The following is a 22,867-nucleotide window of genomic DNA, read 5'->3' on the forward strand; positions in this document are numbered from 1 at the left end:
GGGTGGCGGGAAATTGACGAACTGGGTGATTTGGAACGCCTGGTCCTGGTTCTCGAATATCTACCCGACGAGGAACTGATACAAAAGCTGGAGCGAGAACGCGGGCACGGCCGCAACGATTACCCGGTACGAGCGGTCTGGAACTCAATCCTGGCCGGGGTCGTATTTCAGCACACGTCTGTTGAGAGCCTGCGGCGGGAACTGAAGCGGAATGCCCAGTTGCGGGAACTATGTGGGTTTGATCCAGCTCGGGGCGAGGATGCCGTTCCACCATCTTATGTATACAGCCGCATGTTAGTAAAGCTGATGCAGCACGCCGATGAAGTGGAAAAAATATTTACGCGGCTGGTGGATGAAATAAGTACCCTGTTACCGGATTTCGGGCGGGTGCTGGCCCTGGACAGCAAAGCTATTAACAGTCTGGCCCGGGGTAAAAAGCGGGATGAAGAAGAAAAGGGGAGACGCGGCTGGTGACCGGTAAGGAGAACATCGTTTACGACTACTGTGGTACGGTTTATTGCCACTGTCCCGAGACAAACAAGCGTCGCGAGATGGCTTTCGGGGGATTTGAAAAAGACCGGGAAACCTTGAAATATCGCTGTCCTGCCCGGCACTACGGGGTGAAGTGCCGGGGAATGGAGCAGTGTTCCGCAACGGATGGAGTGCGTATAAGCTTGATATACCCGTGCCGTACAGGTTGACCACGGATAGTGACCTGCTGGGCAGACCACTTAGATGCTTTTTACAATGAAGACTGCAATCCAGATGTAGCAAATATTTTTAGAGCCAATTGCGCTGTCCGGAAACAAACATAATAGAAAGAATATACCCGAGCTTAAGCATTTTCATGAATGGGTACAAAAACAAGCTCCAGGTATTGCTTAAGACCCCATTAATCGGAAGGTAAGTTTCCAGTTCGCATCATGACATATGTGGGTTGATACTATACTTATCTTGGTATTCATGATTCAGGGTTAATTTACCACAAATGCCCCTTAGTTGTTATTTGCTACCAGCCGAAAACGTGAATTTCGTAGATGGCTCTACCTACAAATAAAAGTGTGTGACAAAAAATTTTTGTTCCGGAAGAAGGAAATTTCGGCTAACTGGCGAATGTAGTATATTGCTTAAGTTAAGTTAAGACAGTATAGGTGGCCGAAGCCACCCTGAAGTGCTTCACGGTTACGTGCAGGCAACGCTAAACTTCATAAAAGCCCTGGAGGATCAGGTAACCATGGAGGTTGCTTCCTTTCTAGTAAAGAAGGCTCCATGGTTTTTTATTTGGCTTCTCGTAGATAAATTAAGCTTTGAGGAGGCGAGGATAGTGCTGAAAAGGGTTCTGGAGAAAGGTTTGGAAGAGGCAATAACGAAAGAAGAAGCGCTGTATCTCTTTAGGGAGGTGCAAAGGTCTGAAGAGTTTTTAGAGCTCGCAAAAGTTGCTTCGTAAGCGTAAAATAAACCCCACCTTGCAATCAGGTGGGGACATAATCTGGCTTATTTATTAACCCTGCACACAGGGCCGTTGAGCTGGTCATTGGGCGGTATACGGCTCATGTAAACGGTAAACCGGTGGCCCTGGACATGCCGGGGAAGATAATAGACGGCCGCACCCTGGTCCCCCTGCGCTTTATCGGCGAGTCGCTGGGCGCCAAGGTGGACTGGAACGAGACGAATCGCACAGTGATTATTGTTACCGGTAGCGGTAGTGCCGGTAGCGGGAGCGCTCCTGCGCCGCCAAAGCGGATCAGCATTAAAGATTCCCAGGGCCGCACGGTCCGCGTTCCCTGCCCGCCGCAGCGGATCGTCTCGGTGAACTCCGACGTTACCGAACTCATCTGTGCCCTCGGGGAGGAAAAAAGAATTGTTGGCGTCGCGGATACCGCCGGCTTTCCGCCCGTGGTAAAAGGCAAAGCGAAGGTGGGCAAGGCATTCACTCCGAGCGTGGAGAAGATACTGGCGCTGAAACCAGATGTGGTCTTCGGCTACGGGAAGTTCTTGAAGCCGGAGATTATTGCCCAGATTGAGCGGGCGGGTGTACCCGTGGTGCTCCTCGACTGCTACAAGATCGAAACCATGGCGCGGGACATCCGCACCCTGGGGACTATCCTCAACCGCCAGAAAGATGCAGCAGCGTACATTGCTTACTTTGAAAAATACCAGAAACTTTTTAGTGAGAGGACGAAAAACATCCCGCTTAACAAGCGGCCGCGGGTCTACCTCGAGGGCTATACGGATTATTCCGGCACTGGGCCTGGCTCCGGCGGCGCCCAGATGCTGGACTGCGTTGGGGGGAGGAACATCTGCGCGGCGCTGCGGCTGCCCTACCCGAAGGTGAACTCGGAGTGGGTGGTGGCCCAGAACCCGCAGGTAATCATTAAGGCCTGTGCCAGCTCGATCCCCTCCGGTTACGGCGAAAAGCCGGACGCGATGGCCAAAAAACGCACCGAAATGATGCGCCGCCCCGGCTGGGGCAAGATCGACGCCGTGCGTCAGGGGAAAGTTTATATGCTTTCCAGCGAGATTTATACCGGTCCGCGGGCGATCGTCGGCCTGGCCTACTTCGCCAAATGGATTTACCCGGACCTCTTCCGGGACATCGACCCGGAGGCGATTCACAAAGAGATGCTCAAGAAATTTCACGGCATAGAGCTTAAAGGGGCTTATGCTTATCCGGAAAAATAATGCATCGCTGCTTCAGGTGTAATTACAATGCTTAATTAAATCTATTTAGCTGGAGGAGGGTTTTTCTTAACAATGAAGCGGTCTCGTTTGATCCTGCTGATTTTTGCCGTGGCGTGCGTCCTGGTTTTAGCCTCAGCCGGTACCGCTTCTGCAGCCACCACAAACTCAGCACTCTGGTGCCCGAACGTGGTCGCGGACGGCACCGCTCAGCAGCTCGGCGGCCTTTACATCAGCGAGAGCAACGCCATGTCCATCAAGCCAGGCGACTGGGTGAGCATCACCCTGCCTTCCTTCACGGAACTCCAGAAAATTACCTTTAATTTCGTTAGCAGCAGTTCCTACTTCCCACAAAAAAAGGATGCGGTTAGCGTAACGTTTTCTGAAAACACCTACAGTGTAAGCTCGGCTGTTTACTCTTACGGTGAGGAGGCCGCATTAATCGAAGACACATTAGGGAGCAAGATCTTGCTTCAGGCCGTAAGCAGGCAGAGCATTATCTTGAAAGTGAGTTCCGTGCCTTCTGAACGGCCTTCGACGAGAACCTTCAGAACCTACATCTACTTCGACGAGGTGGTTATCAAGCCGGTGGCGCCGGAGGAACTGGAATCCTCCGACATTAAAGTCACCCTCGATGCGCCCTCGACCGCCGGCTTCTCTTCCGGTTCGGTGACCATTGGCAAGATCCTCACGGGGGGCGGGAGCACGATTACCGCGGCCTCCCCGACGAACATCACCGAGGACGGCGGGGAGATCGCCCAGATCACCTTGAAGGAGGACTCGCCCGGGGCGCTGAAAGCGAATGAAGATGGCTTCCCCGGCGAAAATACGGTAAAGCTTGTCTTGAGCCCCGGCTTCACCTGGGACACCGTGACCCTCATCCCGCAGGGGGGCTTTGCACGCGGAAGTGTGGATAAAGATTTCTTTACCGAGAGGGACGGCCGCAGCGCCCTCTACCTCAAGATCAGCAAGGAAAGTAGCGGCAGCCCCGGGCAGATTATCATCAAGGCTTCGGTTAAAGCTGACGAGTCCTTCACCACCGCCCGTGACGTGAAGGTCACCTACGGCGGCACCAACCCCGGTGTGGGCGGCGAGAGGATCGCCGAGGTGACGGTGGCGAAGTACCTGGTTTCCGGTTCGAGCGTGGCCGCCAAAAGCACCCTGGACGTGGTGGCCGGCCGGGCCAACCAGCAGATCGGGAACTTCACCATCGCCGAAGGGATGCCGGGGGACCTGCCCAAAGGGAGACTGATCAGCCTTACTCTCCCCGAGGGGGCGAAGTGGAACCGGCCGCCCACCGTCACCCGCGAGGCGGGGAACGGTACTCTCAATGATACTCCCAGCATCCGCGATGACGGGCGGACGCTTGTTTACACCGTTAAAGATACTTCCACTTCGCGCACGACCTTCTGCTTCAAGAACGCCACCGTCGATCTGGCGCTCGGTGCGCCTGAGGAACTGACCGTGACCGTGAAAGGCCCCGGCACCAGCGGTACCGTAACCGTGGCCCACGTCCAGGCGCCGGTTGCGGTTTCTGCCGCGGGCGGGACGGTCAGCATCGGGGTGCAGGAGCAGGCGGTAGGCGCGCTCACCATCCAGGAGAACGTGGTGGGGGCGCTGCGGGCCCGGGATGCAGCCGGCAACCGGGCGGTTGTGAAGCTCACCCTGCCTTCGGGAGTGCGTTTTGCCCGGACACCCGCCGTAAAGGTGACCGCGGGGGACCTGGAACTCGATGCTGCCGGAATCAAGCTGGAGGATAACGACCGGACGCTCGTTATCCCGGTGAAGCTTTCCAGCGCCACACCCGTCGAAAAACAGCTGCCGGCCGGTGAGCAAGGTGAAGGGAGTTCCGGGGAGAGCGAGAGCACCGGTGAGGCGGTTGCCGAACAGGTGGGAAGTACAGTTACTGTGCAGGACATTTTCCTGACCCTGGACCGCACGGTACCGGCAGGCGATATCACCCTTGAAGTAAGTGGCAGCGCCCTTTCCGAAACCGGGGACCTGTTTTCTTCATCACTCAACAAATTGACCTGTTTGCTGGCGCATTGCCTTACACCGGCACCGGTAGCGACAAAGGCAGAAGCGGTCTTCACCATTGGCAGCAAGAAGTACCGCATCGGCAGTGAGGAAAAGGAAATGGACGTGGAGCCTTACGTTAAGAACGGCCGCACCTATGCCCCGGTGAGATACCTTGCCCTGGCTGCCGGGCTGAATGACGAAAACATCCTGTGGGACGGTTCAAATCAGACCGTAACCCTTCTGGCCGACAAGCGGGTGGTCCAGTTCAAGGTGGGGCAAAAGGCCTATCTCATCCAGGGTGTGCCCATCTCTATTGATGCAGCGCCGGAAATAGTCAACGGGCGGACAATGCTACCCTACCGCTTTGTGGCCCAGGCGCTGGGACTGCAGGCAGAGTGGAATGCAGATGCCCGGCAGGTAATTATTCGTTAGTTCATTAAGTAAAGGTAGTACCGGGGGTGCTCCGTAAACCAGCGTACCCCCGGTACTGTATCCGGGAGAGGAGGAAACCGGGGTGCGGCTTCAAGTTAAGGGCGTGTGTTTTTCCTACGGAAGCGTATCAGTTCTGGAAGATGTGACCTTTAAAGTACAGGCCGGCGAGACATTGGGCATTATAGGGCCCAATGGTTCCGGCAAGAGTACCCTTTTGCGCTGCCTGGCCAGGGTGTTGAAGCCGCGTATGGGGACGGTTTTCCTGGACGGGAAAAACCTGGCCGCTCTTCGCGGCCGGGAGGTGGGCCGCTATTTGGGGTACGTGCCCCCACCGGGTACGGGGCAGGCTTTTCCGTGCACCGTACTGGAAACGGTGCTGCAGGGACGCCGTCCCCACCTCACCTGGGGAGTTAGCCATGGCGACCTTGCTGCGGTAACCAGAGCGCTGGCATATTTGGGTTTAACCGACCTGGGGGAGAGGCAGCTCGGTGAACTTTCCAGCGGCCAGCGGCAGAAAGTGCTTATTGCCCGGGCTCTGGCCCAGGAACCCGAGGTTTTTCTGCTGGACGAACCCACGGCGACCCTGGATATACGTTACCAGCTTGAGGTTCTGGCGCGGATGCGGGAACTTGCCACGGAACAGGGGCGGGTGGTGGTAATGGTACTTCACGACCTCAATCTGGCCAGCCGCTTTAGCGATCGTATGTTGTTGCTGCATAACGGGCGTATTGTTGCCGCCGGTACTCCCAAAACGGTGCTTACGCCGGAGAACATTCGTGTTGTATATGGGGTCGAAGCAGTGGTAACAGAGTCCAGGTGGGGCCTGCAGGTGACGCCGGTGGCGCCGCTGGATATGACCGGAACAAAGGGAACGGCAAAGGTAGTTCTGGCTGCTCAGGGATGACGGTTGGTAAATTACTTTGAGAGGGGCGGAAGGGCGTGGAAGGAGCGGGAGAGGTTGAAAGGTGCCGGAGCCGATACCCGTGTACAGGAACAGCCGGCGGTAATGATCGAACTGAAGGACGTGGTCAAAAACTACGGCCGTATAACGGCCGTAGCCGGCGTGAGTTTTCAGGTTTTGCAGGGGGAAATCTTTGGCCTTTTAGGCCCCAACGGGGCCGGCAAAACCACCACCATCCGCATGCTCACGACCCTGACCAGGCCTACCGCCGGAGAGCTATATGTGGCCGGTTACCCCGTGGCTACCTGCCCGGTGGAGGTTAAGAAGCGCATCGGCGTGGTGCCCCAGCAAAATAACCTGGAGCGGGAATTAACCGGGCGGGAAAACCTTTTGCTCCATGCCCTGCTGCACAGGATGCCCCGGGTTGAGCGGGAGCGGCGCATTGAGGAGTTGCTGGATTATGTAGGCCTCTCTTCCCGGGCTGATGAACGGGTACAGCATTACTCGGGCGGTATGGCCCGCCGCCTGCTCATTGCCCGGGCCCTGCTGCATTGCCCGCCCATTCTCTTTCTGGATGAGCCGACCATTGGCCTGGACCCCCAGACCCGCCGCAAGATTTGGGATTTAATCCAGTTGATGAACCGGGACGGGATGACCGTACTATTGACAACACATTATATCGAAGAGGCGGACAGCCTGTGTCACCGGGTGGGCATCATTGACCACGGCCGGCTTATCGCCCTGGGGACGCCGGCGGAATTAAAGGAGAGGCTGGGGAATTACTGCGTGGAATTCTTGAACGAACAGGGTACCGAGCGGCATTTCTTCGCCACCCGGAGCGAAGCAAAGGCGTATGCCCAGAGCAAAGATTTTGATACGGTAGTCCGGCGTACCAACCTGGAGGATGTTTTTGTGGAGCTGACCGGCCGTGAAGCAAGGGAACTGGCTTCAGTCTAAAAAGTTATCTACCGGTGAGGGTGCCCCCCTGGCCGGGGGCTCTTTCAGAGTCTGGTCGCCTTTAGCCCGTCTGGACTGGCTGCCCATTGTGCTGGCCATGGGGATGGTCTGGCGGCGGCGCTGGTGGCGCTTTCTCATCGGGGGATTGAACAGGCCGCTGATCATTCTGGTTATTTTTGCCTGGAACCTGGGCGATAAGACGGCTACCGCCACCGGCAGTTATCTGGGTTTTCTGGTGCCCGGCCTGGTGGTCATGGCTGCAGTTTCGGCCAGCTATGCCGACCTGGTGAACTGGTTTACCCTGAGGCGTACTTTTTACCGGGTGCTGGACGAGTACCTGCTAGCTCCCATTTCCAGAAGTTCGCTTTTAATCGGGCACGTGCTGGGTGCAGGGATCAAGGGATTTCTTACTTCCCTGGTGGTGTTCCTGACCGCGTCCCTGCTGATCAGGGGTTTCCAGTTTTCCATTCTCTGCTTTATTCAATTATTGATTATCTGCCTCACCTTTGCCTGCCTGGCGGTGGCTGTGGCCATGGTCGCCGGGGGTGATAAAGATACACTGATGTTTACCAACCTGATCGTGTTTCCGATGACCTTTTTCTGCGGCACCTTTTTTCCGGTGGAGCAACTGCCCGGCCCGCTGGAGTGCTTGAGCTGGGGCCTGCCCCTGACGACGGCAACATATAACCTGCGCGCTCTTGTCCTGACCGGTACCGGTAAGCCGGGGTGGTTTTTCCAGAGCCTGGGCTGGCTGGCTGGTCTGTACCTGGTTGCTTACCTCTTAATGAAGTGGCGGCTGGAAGATTAAATAGGGCAGCGGCTTTTACGGCCTGCTCGAATGCTGCTCTTTGAAGCTGCCCCGGCGGGTCCCTAAGGCGCGTGGTCGAGCGTGAGCCGGGGCAGGCTTAAGCTGGGGTAACCAGAACCCGGGGATATTCAAGCGCCGGTTTCTGTAGAGGATGTGATGTTGTTTGCGTGTTCCGGCAACCACGGGCGGGGTAAAGGCTCGCTGCTTTTTAACCCCATGGTACCCAATTATCTGGGAGGAAATGATCTACTGGCGGAGCAAGTTCTGGCTCTACCTGGCCACCTACATGCTCTCCCCCATGCTCTTTTTGCTCTCCTTTGGATTCGGGGTGGGGCGTCGGCTGCAGATGATCATGCCCGGAGGGATGAGCTATTTGGACTTTTTAGTGCCGGGCGTGGTGGCCCTGGCTTTGTTCAATAACGGGGTGACATCGGTAACGGTGCGCATGTTCTATACGCGCCTTTACTTCCAGAGTTTTGAAGCCTACCGTTTGGCCCCGGTGAGCAATTTTTCCATTTGCCTGGGCTACACCCTGGCCGGCGCCATGCGTGGCCTTTTAGCCGGTCTGATTGTTCTGATAATGGTGTTCCTGCTTGTCCCTGGTTTAAAGCTAAACTGGCCTTTTTTCGGGGCGATGCTGCTGGCTTCCCTTTGCTTCGGGACTTTTGGCGTGCTCATCGGCCTGTGCCTGCGCTCCTTTGACGACCAGGCCCTGGTCAGTGAATTTATCCTGGTCCCCGTCACCTTTTTAAGTGGTACCCTGATCCCCGTGGAGCGCCTGCCCGGATTCTTACAGCACGTGGTATGGTTTTTCCCCCTTACCCCGGCGGCAGAACTGTTGCGCACCACCCTGACCGGGAACGGATTCAACTGGTGGCTGGCGGCGGTGCTGGGAGGATGGAGTGTTGTTTTGTTTACCCTGGGCTGGCTCAGGCTGAAAATGCTGGATGGCTAAGATCAAGCAACTATCCTGGGATAAAGGTATGTGCCCACTGCTGTAGCCAGAATGCAGGCTACCAGCAAAACTCCTACGTCAACCTGCCAGCTGGTCAATTGGCCGGTAACAAGGGCGCCACGCAAGAAGTCCACCATATAGCTTAGCGGGTTGACCGATGCCACCACGCGCAGCCAGTCGGGCATGATGGAGATGGGATACAGCGCGTTGGAAGCAAAAAACAAGGGCATGGTGATTAACTGGCCGATACCCATGAACGTTCACGGGTTTTAACAATGGCGGCGATAATCATGGACAGGGTGGCAAAAAATACGGCTCCCAGTATGACCACACCGGCGGCTGCTAACAGGAGGGCCGGGTGCCAGTGCAGGGGTATGCCGGTTATGGCCGCAAGCAGAAAAATAATGGTTACCTGGCTTAAGGCACGTACTCCGGCTGCCAGAGCCTTGCCCAGTACCAGCGCCAACCGGGGTAGGGGCATGGCCAGAAACTTTTGCAATATCCCCATATCTCTTTCCCAGATAGTCGAAAGACCAAAGAAGATGGCTGTAAACATCACCGACTGCGAGAGAATGCCGGGGGTCATATAAGTCTGGTAAGTTACCCCGCCTGTGTCAAATGCGCGTACCTTGCTGAAAGCCTGGCCGAAAATCAGCAGCCAGAGCACAGGCTGCACGGCCCGGGTGAACAGCTCGGTCGGTTCGTGGCGCAGCTTGCGCAGTTCCATTTCAATAATGACCAGCATGTCTGTTAGTGCCTGCAGCACTGTGCCGCCTGATTTTGCCGCCGGTTCAACCGAGGCGGCGACTGATGTGGCGAACCTGTCTGATTCCACGAAAATCTCCCCCCGCATCCAAAAAATTACCGGTAAAATAAGTAAATACATCATCCATGGAAGCATCGGGGTTACCCACCAGTGCCTTTAATTCCCCCGGCGTGCCGGTAACCACCATTTCGCCGCGATTAAGTATGCCCACCCGGGTACAGACTGTATCGGCCTCTTCCATATAGTGAGTGGTGAGCAGGATGGCCATACGGGAAGTCCGGCGTAGCTTCGCGAGTATTTCCCAGACTCCCCTGCGGGCCACCGGGTCCAGCCCCACCGTGGGCTCATCCAGGAAAAGTACCCGGGGATAATGAAGGACGGCCTGGGCAATTTCCAGTCGTCGCACCATACCGCCGGAATAGGTGCGCACCAGCCGGCCGGCGGCATCTTCCAGTTGCATGAAATGCAGCAGGTCGGCAATACGCCTTTCTCTTTCTCTTCCTTTTAAACCAAGCAGTTTGGCAAAAATCATCATGTTTTCATAACCGGTGAGTGCCCCATCCACCGACAGGGCCTGGGGCACATAACCGATACATTGCCGTACCCGGGCCGCCTGCCGGCGCACATCGTAACCGCACACCGTTGCCCGGCCGCCATCAGGTAGTAACAGGGTGGTCAGCATGCGTACAATGGTTGTCTTACCCGCTCCGTTTGGCCCCAGCAGGCCAAAAACCTCCCCGGCTGCAATGTTAAAAGAAACACCTTTTACCGCGGTGTGTTTGCCGAAGGATTTTTTCAGTTGTTCAACTTCGACAATTACCTCCACCGGACACCGCTCCTTCTTTCATCTGCCCCAGTACTTTCTCCAGCAGGCTATAAAGCTGGCGTCTTTCCTCCCCGTCGAGCGGTTCAAAAAGGGCTGATAAAACCCGGTGCCTTTCCTGCCGCCAGGCGTGAAATACTGCCTGCCCGTGTTCGGTGAGATACACAGTTACCACCCGTTCGTCTTCCGTTCCTCGTTTTCTGCATACCAGACCATCCCGCTCCAGTCTCTTGACAGCGATGGTCACCGCGCTTGAGCCGGTACCCATGCGAACGGCGATATCTTTGATCCGCTGTGGTCCAAACCGGTGCAGGATGTGCAAAACCCAGTACTGCTCAAGTGTAATCTTACCCTGTTTTACCGGGTGGGACGTCAAACGCCAGCAACGCCAGATTTGCCAGAGCGCATCGGCAATTTTTTCAGTGAGCAACTGCTCGTTATTATTCATCACATCACCTGTCTTTCCAAGTAAAACATACCATCAAAAAATTTGATAGTCAACATATTTCATGTTTAAAATTGTTTACCCGGTCGCCCGGTCCGGCCGTTCTTAAAGTCCAGGAAGGAGGGAGATTATAATCCCGCCCAGTATCAATTACTTTGTGTACCGAATCCATATATTAAGGGAAGGAGTGTTTTCTGATGACCGATTGGGAAAAAGTAATTGCCTTTCACGGGCACCCCTGTTGTTTGCTGGCCATCGGGTACCGGGCAACAAAGGTTGCCTTGGAGAAACTGGGTGCTGGTGTTCCCGGGCACGATCTGGTGGCCGTGGTGGAAAACCGTACCTGTGCCGCCGACGCGGTGCAGGTGGTCTCGGGTTGCACCTTTGGGAAAAGAAATTTTGTCTACAGGGACAACGGCAAATACGTATTTACCTTTGCCTGCATGGGAGAGAGGCAGGCTTTGCGGGTAAGCTTAAGGGCAGGTGTGCTGAGCAAAGAAGGGGATGATTTTGTAGCCCTCATGGAAAAGGTGGCCAACGGAGTAGCCACAGAAGGGGAGCGGGAGGAGTTTTACCGCCGCCAGGAGCCCCTGATGAAGTACATTCTGGAAGGGCCGGTTGAAGAAATTTTTGAAATGCAGATTGTAAATTTGGAAAAATCTCTTCCTGAACTCTGTTTGCAGATGATTACCTGCAGCCGCTGCGGCGAAGAAATGATGAAAGATCATGCCTTTTTTCAGAATGGACGTCCGGTCTGTAAGGATTGTCTGGTATAAAGAGCTAAAGCCGGCCTGGTCATGGCCCCCGGTGCCTACCGGGTGGGCGACGAGGTGATCCTGGAAGTTCTTTACCGGGACGGCCTTTGCCGGGAGCGGAGTTTAAAAGCCACCTGGAGCCTGCGGGAAGAAGAGGACTGGGGGCTGAGTGCAACAACCGATGACGCGGGGCGGGTGAAATTTTTCCTGGGCAATCCCGGGCACTGGCTTTTTTACACCCGGTATGCCGATGAAACTCTGGGCAGGGAGGGTGAGTACGATAAGCGGGTCTGCAGTGGTCTGTACACTGGAAGCGGCAGATAAAATTGTTGTGGAGGACATCTCGAATTAAAATTTAATTGACTTTATACAGGGAGAAGCAGTATAATAATTTACAGAGGATGGGTGCTGTTTCACGTATCCCGGCGGATAGTGTTAAAAAACACCGGTTGCACCACGGCGAAAGTGTAAGTGTAGTAAAATAAAAGTGGTGACAGAAGTCACCGGTTTAATGTTCGCTTTGACATAAAGCAGGAAAAAGCGTAGTGGCAACCATGAAGGTGCTGTTTCCCTCCAGAGGAAGGAGGCAGGCTTTCATGGTTTTCTTGTTTTTCCCCGGTGCGAGGCCAACCGTAAGGATAGGCAGCGTCTTTCCAACTTTCGAGGGTCTAAGCTAAACCTTGGCATTAGCTTTTAACCCTATACCTGTTTGCCGGACGGGATCCCCGGTAAACGGGTCCGACTCCTTCTCAACGGGTATGCAGGGGTCTGGTCAACCCTGCATGCTGTACCTCCTTTCGTCCTGGCATGTGGGGCCTGGTCACCCCCACATGCCCCGCTCTTTTTTTAGTCCCGTTCTCATGTTACGCGAAGGGCTTGAACTCTGACGCCGGGGTCTTCGTGGTTTTTTCAACTAAATAGTGCGAAACGGGGTGTCCTGCTTCCCTGGTGGGGGCAGGCTGAAAAGGGAAGCCGGTGCAAATCCGGCGCGGTCCCGCCACTGTGAGGGGAAGGGCCCCACATTATGTCACTGTCCAGCACTCAGTAAAATTTTCTGCTTTGATAGAAACTGGTTACTGCTACGAATAAGGATACGGCGAAGGGAACCATAACATGGCTGAGTGCTGGATGGGAAGACGTGGAGTTCCGATGAACCCGAGCCAGGAGACCTGCCCCGTTTTATCTACCATGCTGCCTACGCGGATAGGGAGGTGGTAAGCCAGTACTTTGCCTTACCCCGCTTTTCGGCAGCGGGGTTTTCAATTTTATATAGTTTTAAATCCTGGTGCCACCAGGCAGAAGAGGTTCCTGGAGCAGGTGGATTATAGCCTTTTGCTCAGAAATTTTTAGAGGAGTTGATTTGGCCATGTATCCTAAATATGGGAGAATTTTGTCTATCTTTTTCCTAATTTTTTTAATAATCCTCCTCGCCGGTTGTAGCGCGGAGAAGGTCAGGCCGGGGGAAAAGGTTAGTCTGCAGTATGCCACTGGCTTTAGCATCGAAAATCTACCTGCCGGCTGCAAAAAGGTAACTGACGGCGACGGGAGAGAGTTGCTATTGGTACCCCGGGGCAAAAAGCCGCCCGCGGGTTACGGGAACCTTCCGGTTTTCTATACTCCTGTACAAAAGGTAGTTGTTGGCTCGACCACCCAGGCCGCCCTCCTCAGGCCGCTCGGGGTGCTGGGTACCATTGCCGGGGTAACCACGGAGAAAAAAGACTGGTACATTGACGAAGTAACGAAAGGAATGGAAAAGGGGCGGGTTGCTTTCCTGGGCAAGAACAGTGCCCCGGACTATGAAAAAATCAAGGCCCTTTCCCCGGATGTAGTTTTTACCTACACGCACGTCATGGGCGGAACGGAGTTTGCCCAGAAGTTAAACGAACTGGGCATCCCCTACGCCGTGGATAACGAGTGGCTGGAGTCTCATCCTTTGGGCAGGGTGGAATGGGTGAAGTTCCTGGCCGCCTTTTACAACAAAGAAAAGGAGGCAGATGATTACTTCCGCCAGGTGGTCGCTAACGTCGAGCAGGTGGCCAGGAAGGTACCTGCCGGGACAAGGCCCAAGGTCCTCTGGGGGAGCATCTTTAAGGGCAAAGTATACGTACCTGCCGGCAACTCTTACGTGGCCAGGATGATTGAAATGGCCGGAGGCGATTACGTCTTCAAGGACCTTGGCGGTTCGGCTACGGGCAATGCCAATATCACCCTGGAGGAATTTTATGCCAGAGGCAAGGATGCAGATATTTTCATTATACCTTTCAGCCCCCAGTCAACCGGCATCACCTCCATTGCCAAACTTCTAGAACAAGCACCGGTCCTGGCAGATATCAAGCCGGTAAAAGAAAAAAGAATCTGGTGTGCTCAGCCCTGGTACTATCAATCAATGGATAAAACAGACGAGCAAATTGAGGACCTGGCTGCTATGTTTTACCCTGTTTCCTGGTCTGGTTACCAACCCAGGCATTTTATGAGTTTGCCGGATAAGTAAGTGTTGCACCACCGGGACCCGGCCTGCCGGGTCCCGGTAATCAGGGAGATGAGTGAAGGTGTTTTTCAAGGAAAAGACAGGCCGATATTATATCTTTATCATTATTTTTGCCTTCTTGGTGGGGGCCCTGTTTCTCTTAAATCTCAGTTTAGGCTCAGTACCCGTACCGCTAAAAGAGGTCTACCGGGTCGTCCTGCACCAGCCTGTTGATAATACCACCTTTCAAGCGGTGATCTGGAAGATTCGTCTTCCCCGCTCCCTGGCCACCCTTTTTGGCGGGGCGGCTTTGGCCACTGGGGGATTGCTGTTGCAGATCTTTTTCCGCAACCCCATTGTGGGGCCTTACGTGCTGGGCATTTCTTCCGGGGCCACCCTGCTTGTGGCGCTGGTCATGCTCACCAGCCTTTCCGTGGGCCTGACCATCCATCCCTTTGCCCTGAGCATGGCTGCTTTTCTCGGTGCCCTTTTAGTGATGATACTCGTCCTGGCCGTGGCCAACCGGGTAAGAAATGTGGTTACTCTGCTGGTCGTCGGCTTGATGATGGGTTATTTGTGCAGCGCGGTAAGCAGCATTTTAATTGCTCTGGCGGAAAAGGAAAAGGTGCACGGCTTTGTCCTCTGGACGCTGGGCAGCTTTTCCGGGTTTACCTGGGATGAACTGGTGGTCCTGATGGGGTTGAGCGGGCCGCTGCTCCTGTGTTCTCTCCTGCTCTGCAAGCCCCTTAACGCTTTTTTACTGGGGGAAGATTATGCCCGGAGCATGGGGGTGAACATCCGGTGTTTTCGGGTGGCCATTGTGATGCTGGCCAGCGCCCTGGCCGGTTTGGTTACTGCTTTTGCCGGGCCGGTCGCCTTTATTGGCCTCGCTGTGCCACACATGGCCAGGCTTTCTTTGGGCACTTCAGATAACAGAGCGCTCCTGCCGGCAACCATTTTACTGGGGGCTACTGTTGCCAGTTTATGTGATCTGGTGGCAAGGATGGCCCTGTCACCTGTGGAGCTGCCGATTAGCGCCATTACGTCATTTTTTGGTGCACCTATTGTTATCGGGCTGTTGTTGAAAAGGAGGACCGCTCTATGAAAGTGTTACAGGCCTGCGATCTGGCCGTGGGCTATGGTACCAGGACGGTGGTAAATGACATTAATCTGGATGCTTTAAAGGGTCAGTTTATCTGCCTTCTAGGACCTAACGGTTCCGGGAAGTCTACCATCTTGCGCTGCCTGGCCGGGCTTTTGGCCCCTTTGAGGGGTTCGGTATATCTAAAGGGAAACCAGCTTTATACCCTGGGGCCTGGGGATCTGGCAAGGACCATGGCTGTGGTTCTCACGGAACGCCTTTCTCCGGGGCTGCTCACGGCCTTTGAAGTGGTAGCCATGGGACGTTACCCCTACACGGGCTTCTGGGGGCACCTCACCGAAAAAGATCGGTGCAAAACTCAAGAGGCTCTGCGCCTGGTAAATGGGGAGAATCTTGCCACAAGGTATTTTGCCGAGCTAAGCGACGGCGAAAAGCAGAAGGTTATGCTGGCGCGGGCGCTGGCACAAGAACCGGAACTGATCATATTGGACGAACCAACCACCCATCTGGACGTAAAGCACCGGCTGGAAGTAATGGCCATTCTCCGGCAGCTAACCCGGGAAAAAGGGATTACTGTAATTCTTTCCCTGCATGAAATTGATCTGGCCTTGAAGAGTTGTGCTATCGCTATGCTCGTTAAGGACGGGAAAATCCTGGCCTGCGGCCCACCAGAGGAGGTGTTGGACGAGGATACGGTGACTGAACTATACGATATTGATTCCGCTTATTTCAGCGATTGCCTGGGCGGCATGGAGCTTAGAAACAACGGCGGAGCGCCGGTCTATGTGCTGGGCGGTGCCGGAAGTGGGGCACGTGTTTACCGCATGTTGAGCAAACATGGTTTTGGCGTCGTGACCGGTGTTATTCACGAAAACGACGTGGATTACCATGTTGGTAAGGCCGTCGGGGCCACGTTGATTGAGGAACAGCCGTTTGAAGAGATTGGTGATTCGTCCTTTGAGCGTGCAGTCGAATTAATACGCCGGGCTGCACGGGTGATTGACGCCGGCTTTCCTGTGGGATCGCTGAACCTGCGCAACCTCGACCTGATCCGGCTGGTGCTGGCGCAGGGCCGGACGGTCTATACCTTGCGCGGCAAGAGGGAAACGGAAGAGCTGTACGGGGAGGTCGGCAGCCAGTTCATTCACTGTCACAGCCTGGGGGATCTGCTGGAGAAGCTGACCTCTAATGCGCATGCCACCGGTTGATAAAGACGGACATTTAATGATGGCGTTATTAATTATATTGAATGAGAGTGGGTGGTATATTGCTCATTTATGAAACGAGCAGCGGGGAAAAAATTTACCGGCGTGACGATAGCATCATCGTTTATTTTCCCGGACCACGCCGGGTGGTCAGTACGGCCAGGCTCAACGGCGGCTATCGAGAAGACTTACAGGCGGTATTTAACCACCACATGCCTCCCGGTGATCACAAGCCTGCCGATTTGCCGGGAGGCAGCGTGGAGGGATACCTGGAGTACCTGACCGGCCGTTTGAATTTGCCCTACCGTCACACTGCCGGGCTATTGACTGCTGCCAGAATGGAAAATGCTTCTATAAAAACGGCTGATTATCGTGAGCTGGCGTTGACAGCTGTGGTTACCGGCGGAGTAGAGGTAAACGGGGGACGGGCCGGAGATCCCGCCCGGCACTACGAACTGGACGGCCAGTGGACTTTCGTCGGCGGCACCATAAATATCATCCTGCTTATCGATGGCAACCTGCCTCCCCACACGCTTGTGCGCGCCATTGTTACAGCCACTGAGGCCAAGGCGGCTGCCCTGCAGGAACTGGTTGCTCCCAGCCGTTATTCTCACGGGATCGCCACCGGGTCAGGCACCGATCAAATTATTGCCGTTTCCAACGTGCAGTGCCGGCATAGCTTCACAGATGCCGGGAAGCATTCCAAACTGGGTGAGCTGATCGGGAGGGCGGTTAAGGAAGCAGTTAAAGAGGCACTGGATAAACAGACCGGCCTTAATCCCCTGCGCCAGTGCAATTTTCTGGTCCGCCTGGAGAGGTACGTGATTGGTCTTGACGACTTCTGGCGCCTGGCACAATCTGATGGGATCGGGCTTTCCCGGGAGTTATATCTGGAACGGTTGCGTCGCCTGGCTACAGACGAAAGACTGGTCGCCCTGGCGGCCACGTTACTGCATTTGCTTGACGAATATGAATGGGGCCTGCTGTCCGGCGGGGCGACGTTAGAGGCAGGAAGAAACTTTATCCGGGCATATGTACCTTCTGCAGCTGTTGATGAGGGAAAGGGAAGCGAGCCGGTTAATTACCTGATTAAGATGTTTATCAGAGCGGTTAATGAAATAATTGCGAAACAAGAAAAAGCTTTTCTACCCTGAAGCGGAAAATCTATTTTGCCATCTATCCTGCAGATTGGATGTCGAAAAACTTCCCGGCCCGGATCATTGTAAATCCCGAGCTGGCCACCACGGGTTATGCCTTTGAAAGCAGAAGGGACATTTCCCCCTTTGTGGAGACCGTTCCCGGGCCGACCACGGAATTGTTCGGTGCCCTGGCCCGCCGGTACGGGGTCTATATTTGCCTGGGGCTACCGGAAGTGGATTTAAAATCGGGTATTTATTATAACACCGCAGTCCATTTAGAAGAGGGGAGAGAATGGGATGAAGCTTAGAATATTGTTTTACACGGCCATTGAGGGTGAATTGGGCAGCCTCAGTAATGCCGTCAGGAGCGTGCACAGGGAATACGGACCCCTGGTGGAAGTTCTGGCATACGCGAAGCGGGATTTAACCGGCCCGGAAAAGCAAGCAGAGTTACTGGATACGGTTCCCTGCTGCCACCTGGTGATCCTGCACCTGATGGGTGGGCCGGACTCCTTACCCTCTTTCGACCGGGTAACGGCCCTGGCCAGAGAACAGGCCATACCTCTGGCCGTTCTGCCTTCGGCGGGGGATGATACCCGGGCGCTCCTGGGCTTGAGCAACCTTTCTGAAGAAGATTACCGGCTTGTCCGGTTATATGTTTGTTACGGCGGGGAGGAGAACCTCAAAAATTTACTCATCTGGTCAATTAACCGTTATTTAAAAAAGTTTTACCCTGTACCGGAGCCCAAACCCCTCCCCTGGGAAGGGTTATACTACCCGGGGTGTCAGAGTGAGGCCCAGGCAGCGGCCCTTCTTGAAGAAAAACTAAAGGAAGGTAAACCCGTGGTGGGTATTCTTTTCTACCAGAGTTACCGGGTAACCGGCAACACCGGCTTTGTGGACGAGCTGATCAATCAAATAGAAAACCAGGGTGGTGTAGCCCTGCCGGTATTCCTGTATGCGACCAGAAACGATGAGCTGGGTAGCCGGGGGATAGCCTGGGTGGTGGAAAATTACTTTAGTCGCCAGGGCCGGCCGCTGGTGGATGTGGTGGTAAACACTCTCATGTTTGCCCAAACCATGGCCACGCCAACCTTCAGCCGGGTTGAAGAAAAGGATCTCTACCTGCGCCTGGGCGTGCCCTTAATCAAAGCCATCCTTTCCGTAGCGTCCCGTAGCGAATGGGAAAACAGCCAGCAGGGTCTCGGCCCGCTGGACGTTGTTATGAGCGTGGCCCTGCCGGAGTTTGACGGCGATCTGATTACTGTGCCGGTGGCTACCAGGGAGGAGATGGAAAGAGATCCCCTTACCGGGGCAGCTCCAATTAAATATGTGCCCGTTGCCGAACGAATGCAAAAAGTGGCCTCCCTCGCCTTACGCTGGGCAAGGTTGAGGCGCAAGCCCAACCGCGAGAAAAAAGTGGCCATTATCCTGCACAATTACCCGCCCCGCAACGACCGCATCGGCAACGCCTTCGGCCTGGATACGCCGGCCAGCGTACACCGTTTGCTGGTGGCCATGCACAAGGCCGGTTATCTGGTTGAAGATCTGCCGCCCGATGGAGCGGCTTTGATGGAAAAAGTCCTGTCCGGCTTGACCAACGAGCGGGGCTGGCTGGACCCCCGGGAACTGGAGCGCCGGGCAGCCGCCAGGGTGGAGAAAAGTACTTACAGGGAGTGGTTTTTCGCTTTCCCCGGGATCTCACAGGAGCACCTTAAACGGGACTGGGGGCCCCCTCCCGGAGAGGTTTTCTATTACGGAGATCATTTGCTGGTACCCGGGATATTTCTGGGCAACGTGTTTTTGGGCGTGCAACCGCCGCGAGGCTTTTTGGAAGACCCGTCGAAAATCTACCACAGCCCGGATCTTTCCCCGCCACATCACTACCTGGCCTATTACCGGTGGTTGCGGGATGTTTTTCAAGCAGATATTGTCTTTCATATTGGTAAGCATGGCTCACTGGAGTGGCTTCCCGGCAAGGGGGTGGGACTTTCCGCGGCCTGCTTCCCGGACCTGGCTATTAACGACCTGCCTCACGTTTACCCGTATATTGTAAACAATCCAGGGGAAGGCACCCAGGCCAAGCGCCGTTCCCATGCCTGCATTATTGACCACCTGGTGCCGGTTATGACCAGGGCCGGGTCATATGATGAACTGGCCGAAATTGAGGTTCTCTTGAAGGAATATAACGAAGCAAAAATGATGGACGCTTCCAGGCTGCCCTCCCTGCACAACCTGATCTGGGAAAAAGTGGCACTTACTCATCTGGATCAAGATTTAAAAATAACCCGGGAGGCAGCAGAAAAAGACTGGGAGGATTTTTTGGAGCGCCTGCATTCGTACCTGCACGAGATAAAAGATACGTTGATCCGGGACGGCCTGCACATTTTGGGCCAGCCGCCGGCAGGCGAAGCCCTGGTGGAAATGCTCCTGGCCCTAACCCGCCTGCCCAACGGTCCGGTCCCTTCCTTGCGGGAGCAGGTAGCCGGTATAAAAGGGTTCAGCTATGAAGCACTCCTGTCAAATCCCGGCTATTTCGATCCAGATCGGGGACGTACATATGGAGAAATGCTGGATGAAATTGATAACCTGGCCCGCCGGTTGCTGGAAGCCTTCGTAAATGGCGGTTATACGGTAAATGAAGCGCCCTTTATAGTGCAAAAGCTCCTGGGAAAACAAAATGAGGAGATTTGCCGGGTGCTTGAATACGCAGTCAATACGCTGGTGCCGGCTCTGGCCGCAACAAAGCAGGAACTGGACAACTGCCTCAACGCTTTAGCTGGGGGTTTTGTGCCCCCTGGACCTTCGGGAGCTCCTACCCGTGGCATGGCTGACATTCTCCCTACCGGGCGCAATTTTTACTCCGTCGATCCCCAGGCTGTTCCCAGCCGTGCGGCCTGGCAGGTGGGCTGCTCCCTGGCTGATGCCCTGCTGGAACGGTACAGGCAAGAGAAGGGAACCTATCCCAGGAGTGTTGGCATTGTGGTATGGGCTACCAGCAACATGCGTACGGGCGGTGATGATATAGCCCAGGCGTTGTACTTAATGGGAGTCCGGCCGGTATGGGATGAAAAAAGCGGGAGAATTAAGGGACTGGCTGTAATCCCACTTGAGGAGCTGGGACGGCCCCGGATAGACGTGACCATAAGGGCCAGCGGGATGTTCCGCGATGCCTTTTTAAATGTCATCCACTTGATTGACCAGGCAGTGGAAATGGTGGCCAATCTGGACGAGCCGGAAGATTTGAATTTTGTAGCTGCCCACGTGCGTCAGGAGGTGGCAGAAAAAGTAGCTCAGGGGATAAATCCGGAACAGGCCCGGGAAGAAGCCCTGTGGCGTATTTTCAGCGATCCCCCGGGGTGTTACGGGGCGGGAGTGAGCAACCTCATAACCGCCAGGAACTGGCGGGACGAGAAAGACCTGGGGGAAGTCTACGTCACCTGGGGTGGTTATGCTTACAGCCGGCGCTCTTTTGGTAAAGATGCCCGGCCTGCTTTCCGGCAGCGCCTGGCCCTGGTGGAAGCTACCGTGAAAAATGAGGATACCCGCGAGATCGATATGTACGACAGCGATGACTTTTACTCCTACCACGGCGGGATGGTGGCGGCGGTAAAGGCAATAAAGGGGGAGCCGCCCATGTCTTTCAGCGGCGACAGTTCGGATCCGGCAAGGGTGCGGGTGCGTACTCTCGACGAGGAAACAAAGCATATTTTCCGCGCTCGTGTACTTAATCCCAGGTGGATTGAGAGTATGAAGCGCCATGGTTATAAAGGGGCGGGAGATCTCTCTCACCTGGTGGAGGTGGCTTTCGGCTGGGACGCCACCGCCGGGGTGCTGGAGGACTGGCTTTACGAGGCTCTGGCACATAAGTATGCCCTGGATCCATCCATGCAGGATTGGTTTAAAGAAGTCAATCCCTGGGCTTTGCAGAACATTGTCGAACACTTGCTGGAAGCCATTGAAAGGGGAATGTGGCAGGCAGCACCGGAAATGAACGAGGCATTAAGAGAACTTTACCTGGAAATAGAAGGGGAACTGGAGGCCCGGACGGAATAGTACTTTAAAGTAAAAAACTGGACGGGTGGGGCAAATGACGAAAGAAATCAAGCTCCTGGTATTGCTGGTAACCGGTGATTGCAACCTGCGCTGCGTTTATTGCTATGCCCGGGGAGGCGAAAGCAAAAGGCATATGTCCTGGGAGGTGGCCCGGCATGCGGTGGATTACGCTGCCGCCCGGAGCAAATCCTTCAAGATCCAGTTTTCCGGCGGCGAGCCTCTGTTAAACCTGCCCCTGGTAAAAGAGGTGGCGGCCTACGTTCGGTCGCGCCGGCTTTCCGTTAAATTACAGCTGCAGACCAACGGAACACTGATCACCCCCGCAGTGGCCCAGGAATTAAAGTCTCTGGGCGTGGCGCTGGGGGTGAGCCTGGACGGTCGTCCGGAGATTAACGACCGGCTGCGCTCTTTTGCCGGGGGTGGGGGTTCTACCCTGGCTGTAATCCGGGGACTGCAAAACCTGGCTGCAGAAGGAATAAAGGTGGGTCTGACGGTGGTTTTAACGGCTGAAAGCACGGCGGGGTTGACTCAACTGGTGGAACTGGCTGCTTACCTGGGGAATGTCTACGGGATTTCTCTGGACTTGCTGCGCCCCCTGGGCAGGGGTCGGGAGGGGCGCGTAGCACCGCCGGAGCCGGAGCTTCTGAACCAGCAGGTCAAAGCAGCCATAAAGCGGGCAGAGGAAATAGCCCGGCTGGGCGGCCCGTTAATCCGGTTTCGCGAAGTGGAGAGGTTGAAATACCAGCTGCACCGGGGAATAACCAGGCGGCATTATTGTTATGCCACCACCGGGCAGTCCATGGCCGTAATGCCCGACGGCTCGGTTTATCCCTGTGCTTCCCTGTCCGGCCTGACAGAATTTTACCTGGGCCGGATCACGGACGGGAGGTTTTCCCTGGCCGAAGCGCTGGCCGGAACGTCGCTCCTGGGGCGTACTGTAGAAGTGATGGCCGGCTGCCGGGATTGCTGGCATAGATACCTGTGCGGCGGCGGTTGCCCGGCCCGTGCTTATGCCCTCACCGGCCGGGTGGACCGTGCCTGTAAGGCAGATTGCCTGTTAAGGAAAGTCTATTTGGATTTTGTTAAAAAGGAGAATACTTATGCTCATATATGAATTGCCTGCAGGTCACCAACATTTGAGAAATATTTTATATTAAAACTTTTTAGTTAAAATTTTTGTTTCGCCTTTTTTTGCAGGAATTTTTTACTCAATGCAGTATTATGATAAATGAAAGAATATTTTGCCAGTAAGATGACCGAAGTCGTCGGGTTTTTAAGAAAGGCAATCTAACAAAGGCTATCTAACCAGTTAAAAACTCGAACGGTAAAAGCCACGAAGGCAATGTCTTCCTCATCGA

The 22,867-nt window shown here is 54.9% G+C and carries 22 protein-coding genes and 1 riboswitch; of the genes, 18 read left to right on the plus strand and 4 right to left on the minus strand.

The genetic code is table 11. The annotated features are described in order from the left end of the window. The 9 genes from D7024_RS06160 to D7024_RS06195 form a co-directional block, all read left to right on the plus strand. Positions 1-474: transposase (locus tag D7024_RS06160; protein ID WP_243113712.1), on the plus strand; the 474-nt coding region annotated here is incomplete at its 5' end. Beyond that, entirely contained in the window at positions 471-701 is a 231-nt protein-coding gene (locus tag D7024_RS15125; RefSeq protein ID WP_243113713.1) for a hypothetical protein, read from the plus strand. The genes D7024_RS06160 and D7024_RS15125, both read left to right, overlap by 4 nt. A 470-nt stretch (positions 702-1,171) precedes the next feature. Then, positions 1,172-1,447 (plus strand): hypothetical protein, encoded by a 276-nt coding sequence (locus tag D7024_RS06165; RefSeq protein ID WP_121451005.1) that lies wholly within the window; start codon positions 1,172-1,174, stop codon positions 1,445-1,447. Positions 1,448-1,500: 53 nt separating this feature from the next. Then, a complete protein-coding gene (locus tag D7024_RS06170) occupies positions 1,501-2,682 on the plus strand; it encodes an ABC transporter substrate-binding protein (RefSeq protein ID WP_165859400.1) in 1,182 nt (393 codons plus the stop codon). Positions 2,683-2,754: 72 nt separating this feature from the next. Continuing rightward, entirely contained in the window at positions 2,755-5,130 is a 2,376-nt protein-coding gene (locus D7024_RS06175) for a copper amine oxidase N-terminal domain-containing protein (protein ID WP_121451006.1), read from the plus strand. 82 nt (positions 5,131-5,212) lie between these two features. Beyond that, positions 5,213-6,034, plus strand: a complete 822-nt coding sequence (locus D7024_RS06180) for an ABC transporter ATP-binding protein (RefSeq protein WP_121451007.1) — start codon at positions 5,213-5,215, stop codon at positions 6,032-6,034. 54 nt (positions 6,035-6,088) lie between these two features. Beyond that, positions 6,089-6,988, plus strand: a complete 900-nt coding sequence (locus D7024_RS06185; RefSeq protein ID WP_353961289.1) for an ABC transporter ATP-binding protein — start codon at positions 6,089-6,091, stop codon at positions 6,986-6,988. Beyond that, entirely contained in the window at positions 6,960-7,796 is an 837-nt protein-coding gene (locus D7024_RS06190) for an ABC transporter permease (protein ID WP_121451008.1), read from the plus strand. The genes D7024_RS06185 and D7024_RS06190 overlap by 29 nt, the downstream gene beginning before the upstream one ends. A gap of 241 nt (positions 7,797-8,037) precedes the next feature. Next, positions 8,038-8,751 (plus strand): ABC transporter permease, encoded by a 714-nt coding sequence (locus D7024_RS06195; protein ID WP_243113715.1) that lies wholly within the window; start codon positions 8,038-8,040, stop codon positions 8,749-8,751. A gap of 2 nt (positions 8,752-8,753) precedes the next feature. Here D7024_RS06195 and D7024_RS15345 read toward each other — a convergent pair whose 3' ends face one another. Genes D7024_RS15345 through D7024_RS06210 form a run of 4 tightly spaced genes read right to left on the minus strand, consistent with a single transcriptional unit; the run spans position 8,754 to position 10,788 of the window. Then, on the minus strand, positions 8,754-8,981 hold the full coding sequence (locus D7024_RS15345) for an ABC transporter permease (RefSeq protein WP_207666896.1): 228 nt from the start codon (positions 8,979-8,981) through the stop codon (positions 8,754-8,756). 5 nt (positions 8,982-8,986) lie between these two features. Continuing rightward, entirely contained in the window at positions 8,987-9,586 is a 600-nt protein-coding gene (locus tag D7024_RS15350) for an ABC transporter permease (RefSeq protein WP_207666897.1), read from the minus strand. Beyond that, positions 9,543-10,343, minus strand: coding sequence for an ATP-binding cassette domain-containing protein (locus D7024_RS06205; RefSeq protein WP_121451010.1), 801 nt, complete (start codon positions 10,341-10,343; stop codon positions 9,543-9,545). Before D7024_RS06205 ends, D7024_RS15350 begins: the two co-directional genes overlap by 44 nt. Then, positions 10,321-10,788, minus strand: coding sequence for a MarR family winged helix-turn-helix transcriptional regulator (locus D7024_RS06210; RefSeq protein WP_121451011.1), 468 nt, complete (start codon positions 10,786-10,788; stop codon positions 10,321-10,323). The genes D7024_RS06205 and D7024_RS06210 overlap by 23 nt, the downstream gene beginning before the upstream one ends. A gap of 194 nt (positions 10,789-10,982) precedes the next feature. On the opposite strand from D7024_RS06210, the gene D7024_RS06215 reads away from it, so the two are divergent. The 9 genes from D7024_RS06215 (at position 10,983) to D7024_RS06255 (ending at position 22,623) form a co-directional block, all read left to right on the plus strand. Continuing rightward, positions 10,983-11,561, plus strand: a complete 579-nt coding sequence (locus tag D7024_RS06215; protein ID WP_121451012.1) for an FmdE family protein — start codon at positions 10,983-10,985, stop codon at positions 11,559-11,561. Positions 11,562-11,582: 21 nt separating this feature from the next. Next, entirely contained in the window at positions 11,583-11,864 is a 282-nt protein-coding gene (locus D7024_RS06220; RefSeq protein ID WP_121451013.1) for a hypothetical protein, read from the plus strand. Between the two features lie 589 nt (positions 11,865-12,453). After that, positions 12,454-12,731, plus strand: a riboswitch (cobalamin riboswitch). A 199-nt stretch (positions 12,732-12,930) separates the two neighbouring features. Continuing rightward, positions 12,931-14,031, plus strand: coding sequence for an ABC transporter substrate-binding protein (locus D7024_RS06225; RefSeq protein ID WP_243113716.1), 1,101 nt, complete (start codon positions 12,931-12,933; stop codon positions 14,029-14,031). Positions 14,032-14,089: 58 nt separating this feature from the next. Continuing rightward, entirely contained in the window at positions 14,090-15,112 is a 1,023-nt protein-coding gene (locus tag D7024_RS06230) for a FecCD family ABC transporter permease (RefSeq protein ID WP_121451015.1), read from the plus strand. Next, positions 15,109-16,317: an ABC transporter ATP-binding protein gene (locus D7024_RS06235; protein WP_121451016.1), complete on the plus strand. Its 1,209-nt coding sequence runs from the start codon at positions 15,109-15,111 to the stop codon at positions 16,315-16,317. Before D7024_RS06230 ends, D7024_RS06235 begins: the two co-directional genes overlap by 4 nt. A 59-nt stretch (positions 16,318-16,376) precedes the next feature. After that, positions 16,377-17,468, plus strand: a complete 1,092-nt coding sequence (locus D7024_RS06240) for an adenosylcobinamide amidohydrolase (RefSeq protein WP_121451017.1) — start codon at positions 16,377-16,379, stop codon at positions 17,466-17,468. A gap of 38 nt (positions 17,469-17,506) precedes the next feature. After that, positions 17,507-17,761 carry a nitrilase-related carbon-nitrogen hydrolase gene (locus D7024_RS06245; RefSeq protein WP_121451018.1) on the plus strand — a complete coding sequence of 85 codons (255 nt, stop codon included), beginning with the start codon at positions 17,507-17,509 and terminating at the stop codon, positions 17,759-17,761. After that, entirely contained in the window at positions 17,751-21,509 is a 3,759-nt protein-coding gene (cobN, locus tag D7024_RS06250; protein WP_121451019.1) for a cobaltochelatase subunit CobN, read from the plus strand. The genes D7024_RS06245 and cobN overlap by 11 nt, the downstream gene beginning before the upstream one ends. Positions 21,510-21,543: 34 nt before the next feature. Continuing rightward, positions 21,544-22,623, plus strand: coding sequence for a radical SAM/SPASM domain-containing protein (locus D7024_RS06255; protein ID WP_121451020.1), 1,080 nt, complete (start codon positions 21,544-21,546; stop codon positions 22,621-22,623). Positions 22,624-22,867 lie beyond the last annotated feature (244 nt).

Origin of the sequence: Desulfofundulus salinus (assembly GCF_003627965.1) — a bacterium.
GTDB lineage: Bacteria > Bacillota > Desulfotomaculia > Desulfotomaculales > Desulfovirgulaceae > Desulfofundulus > Desulfofundulus salinus.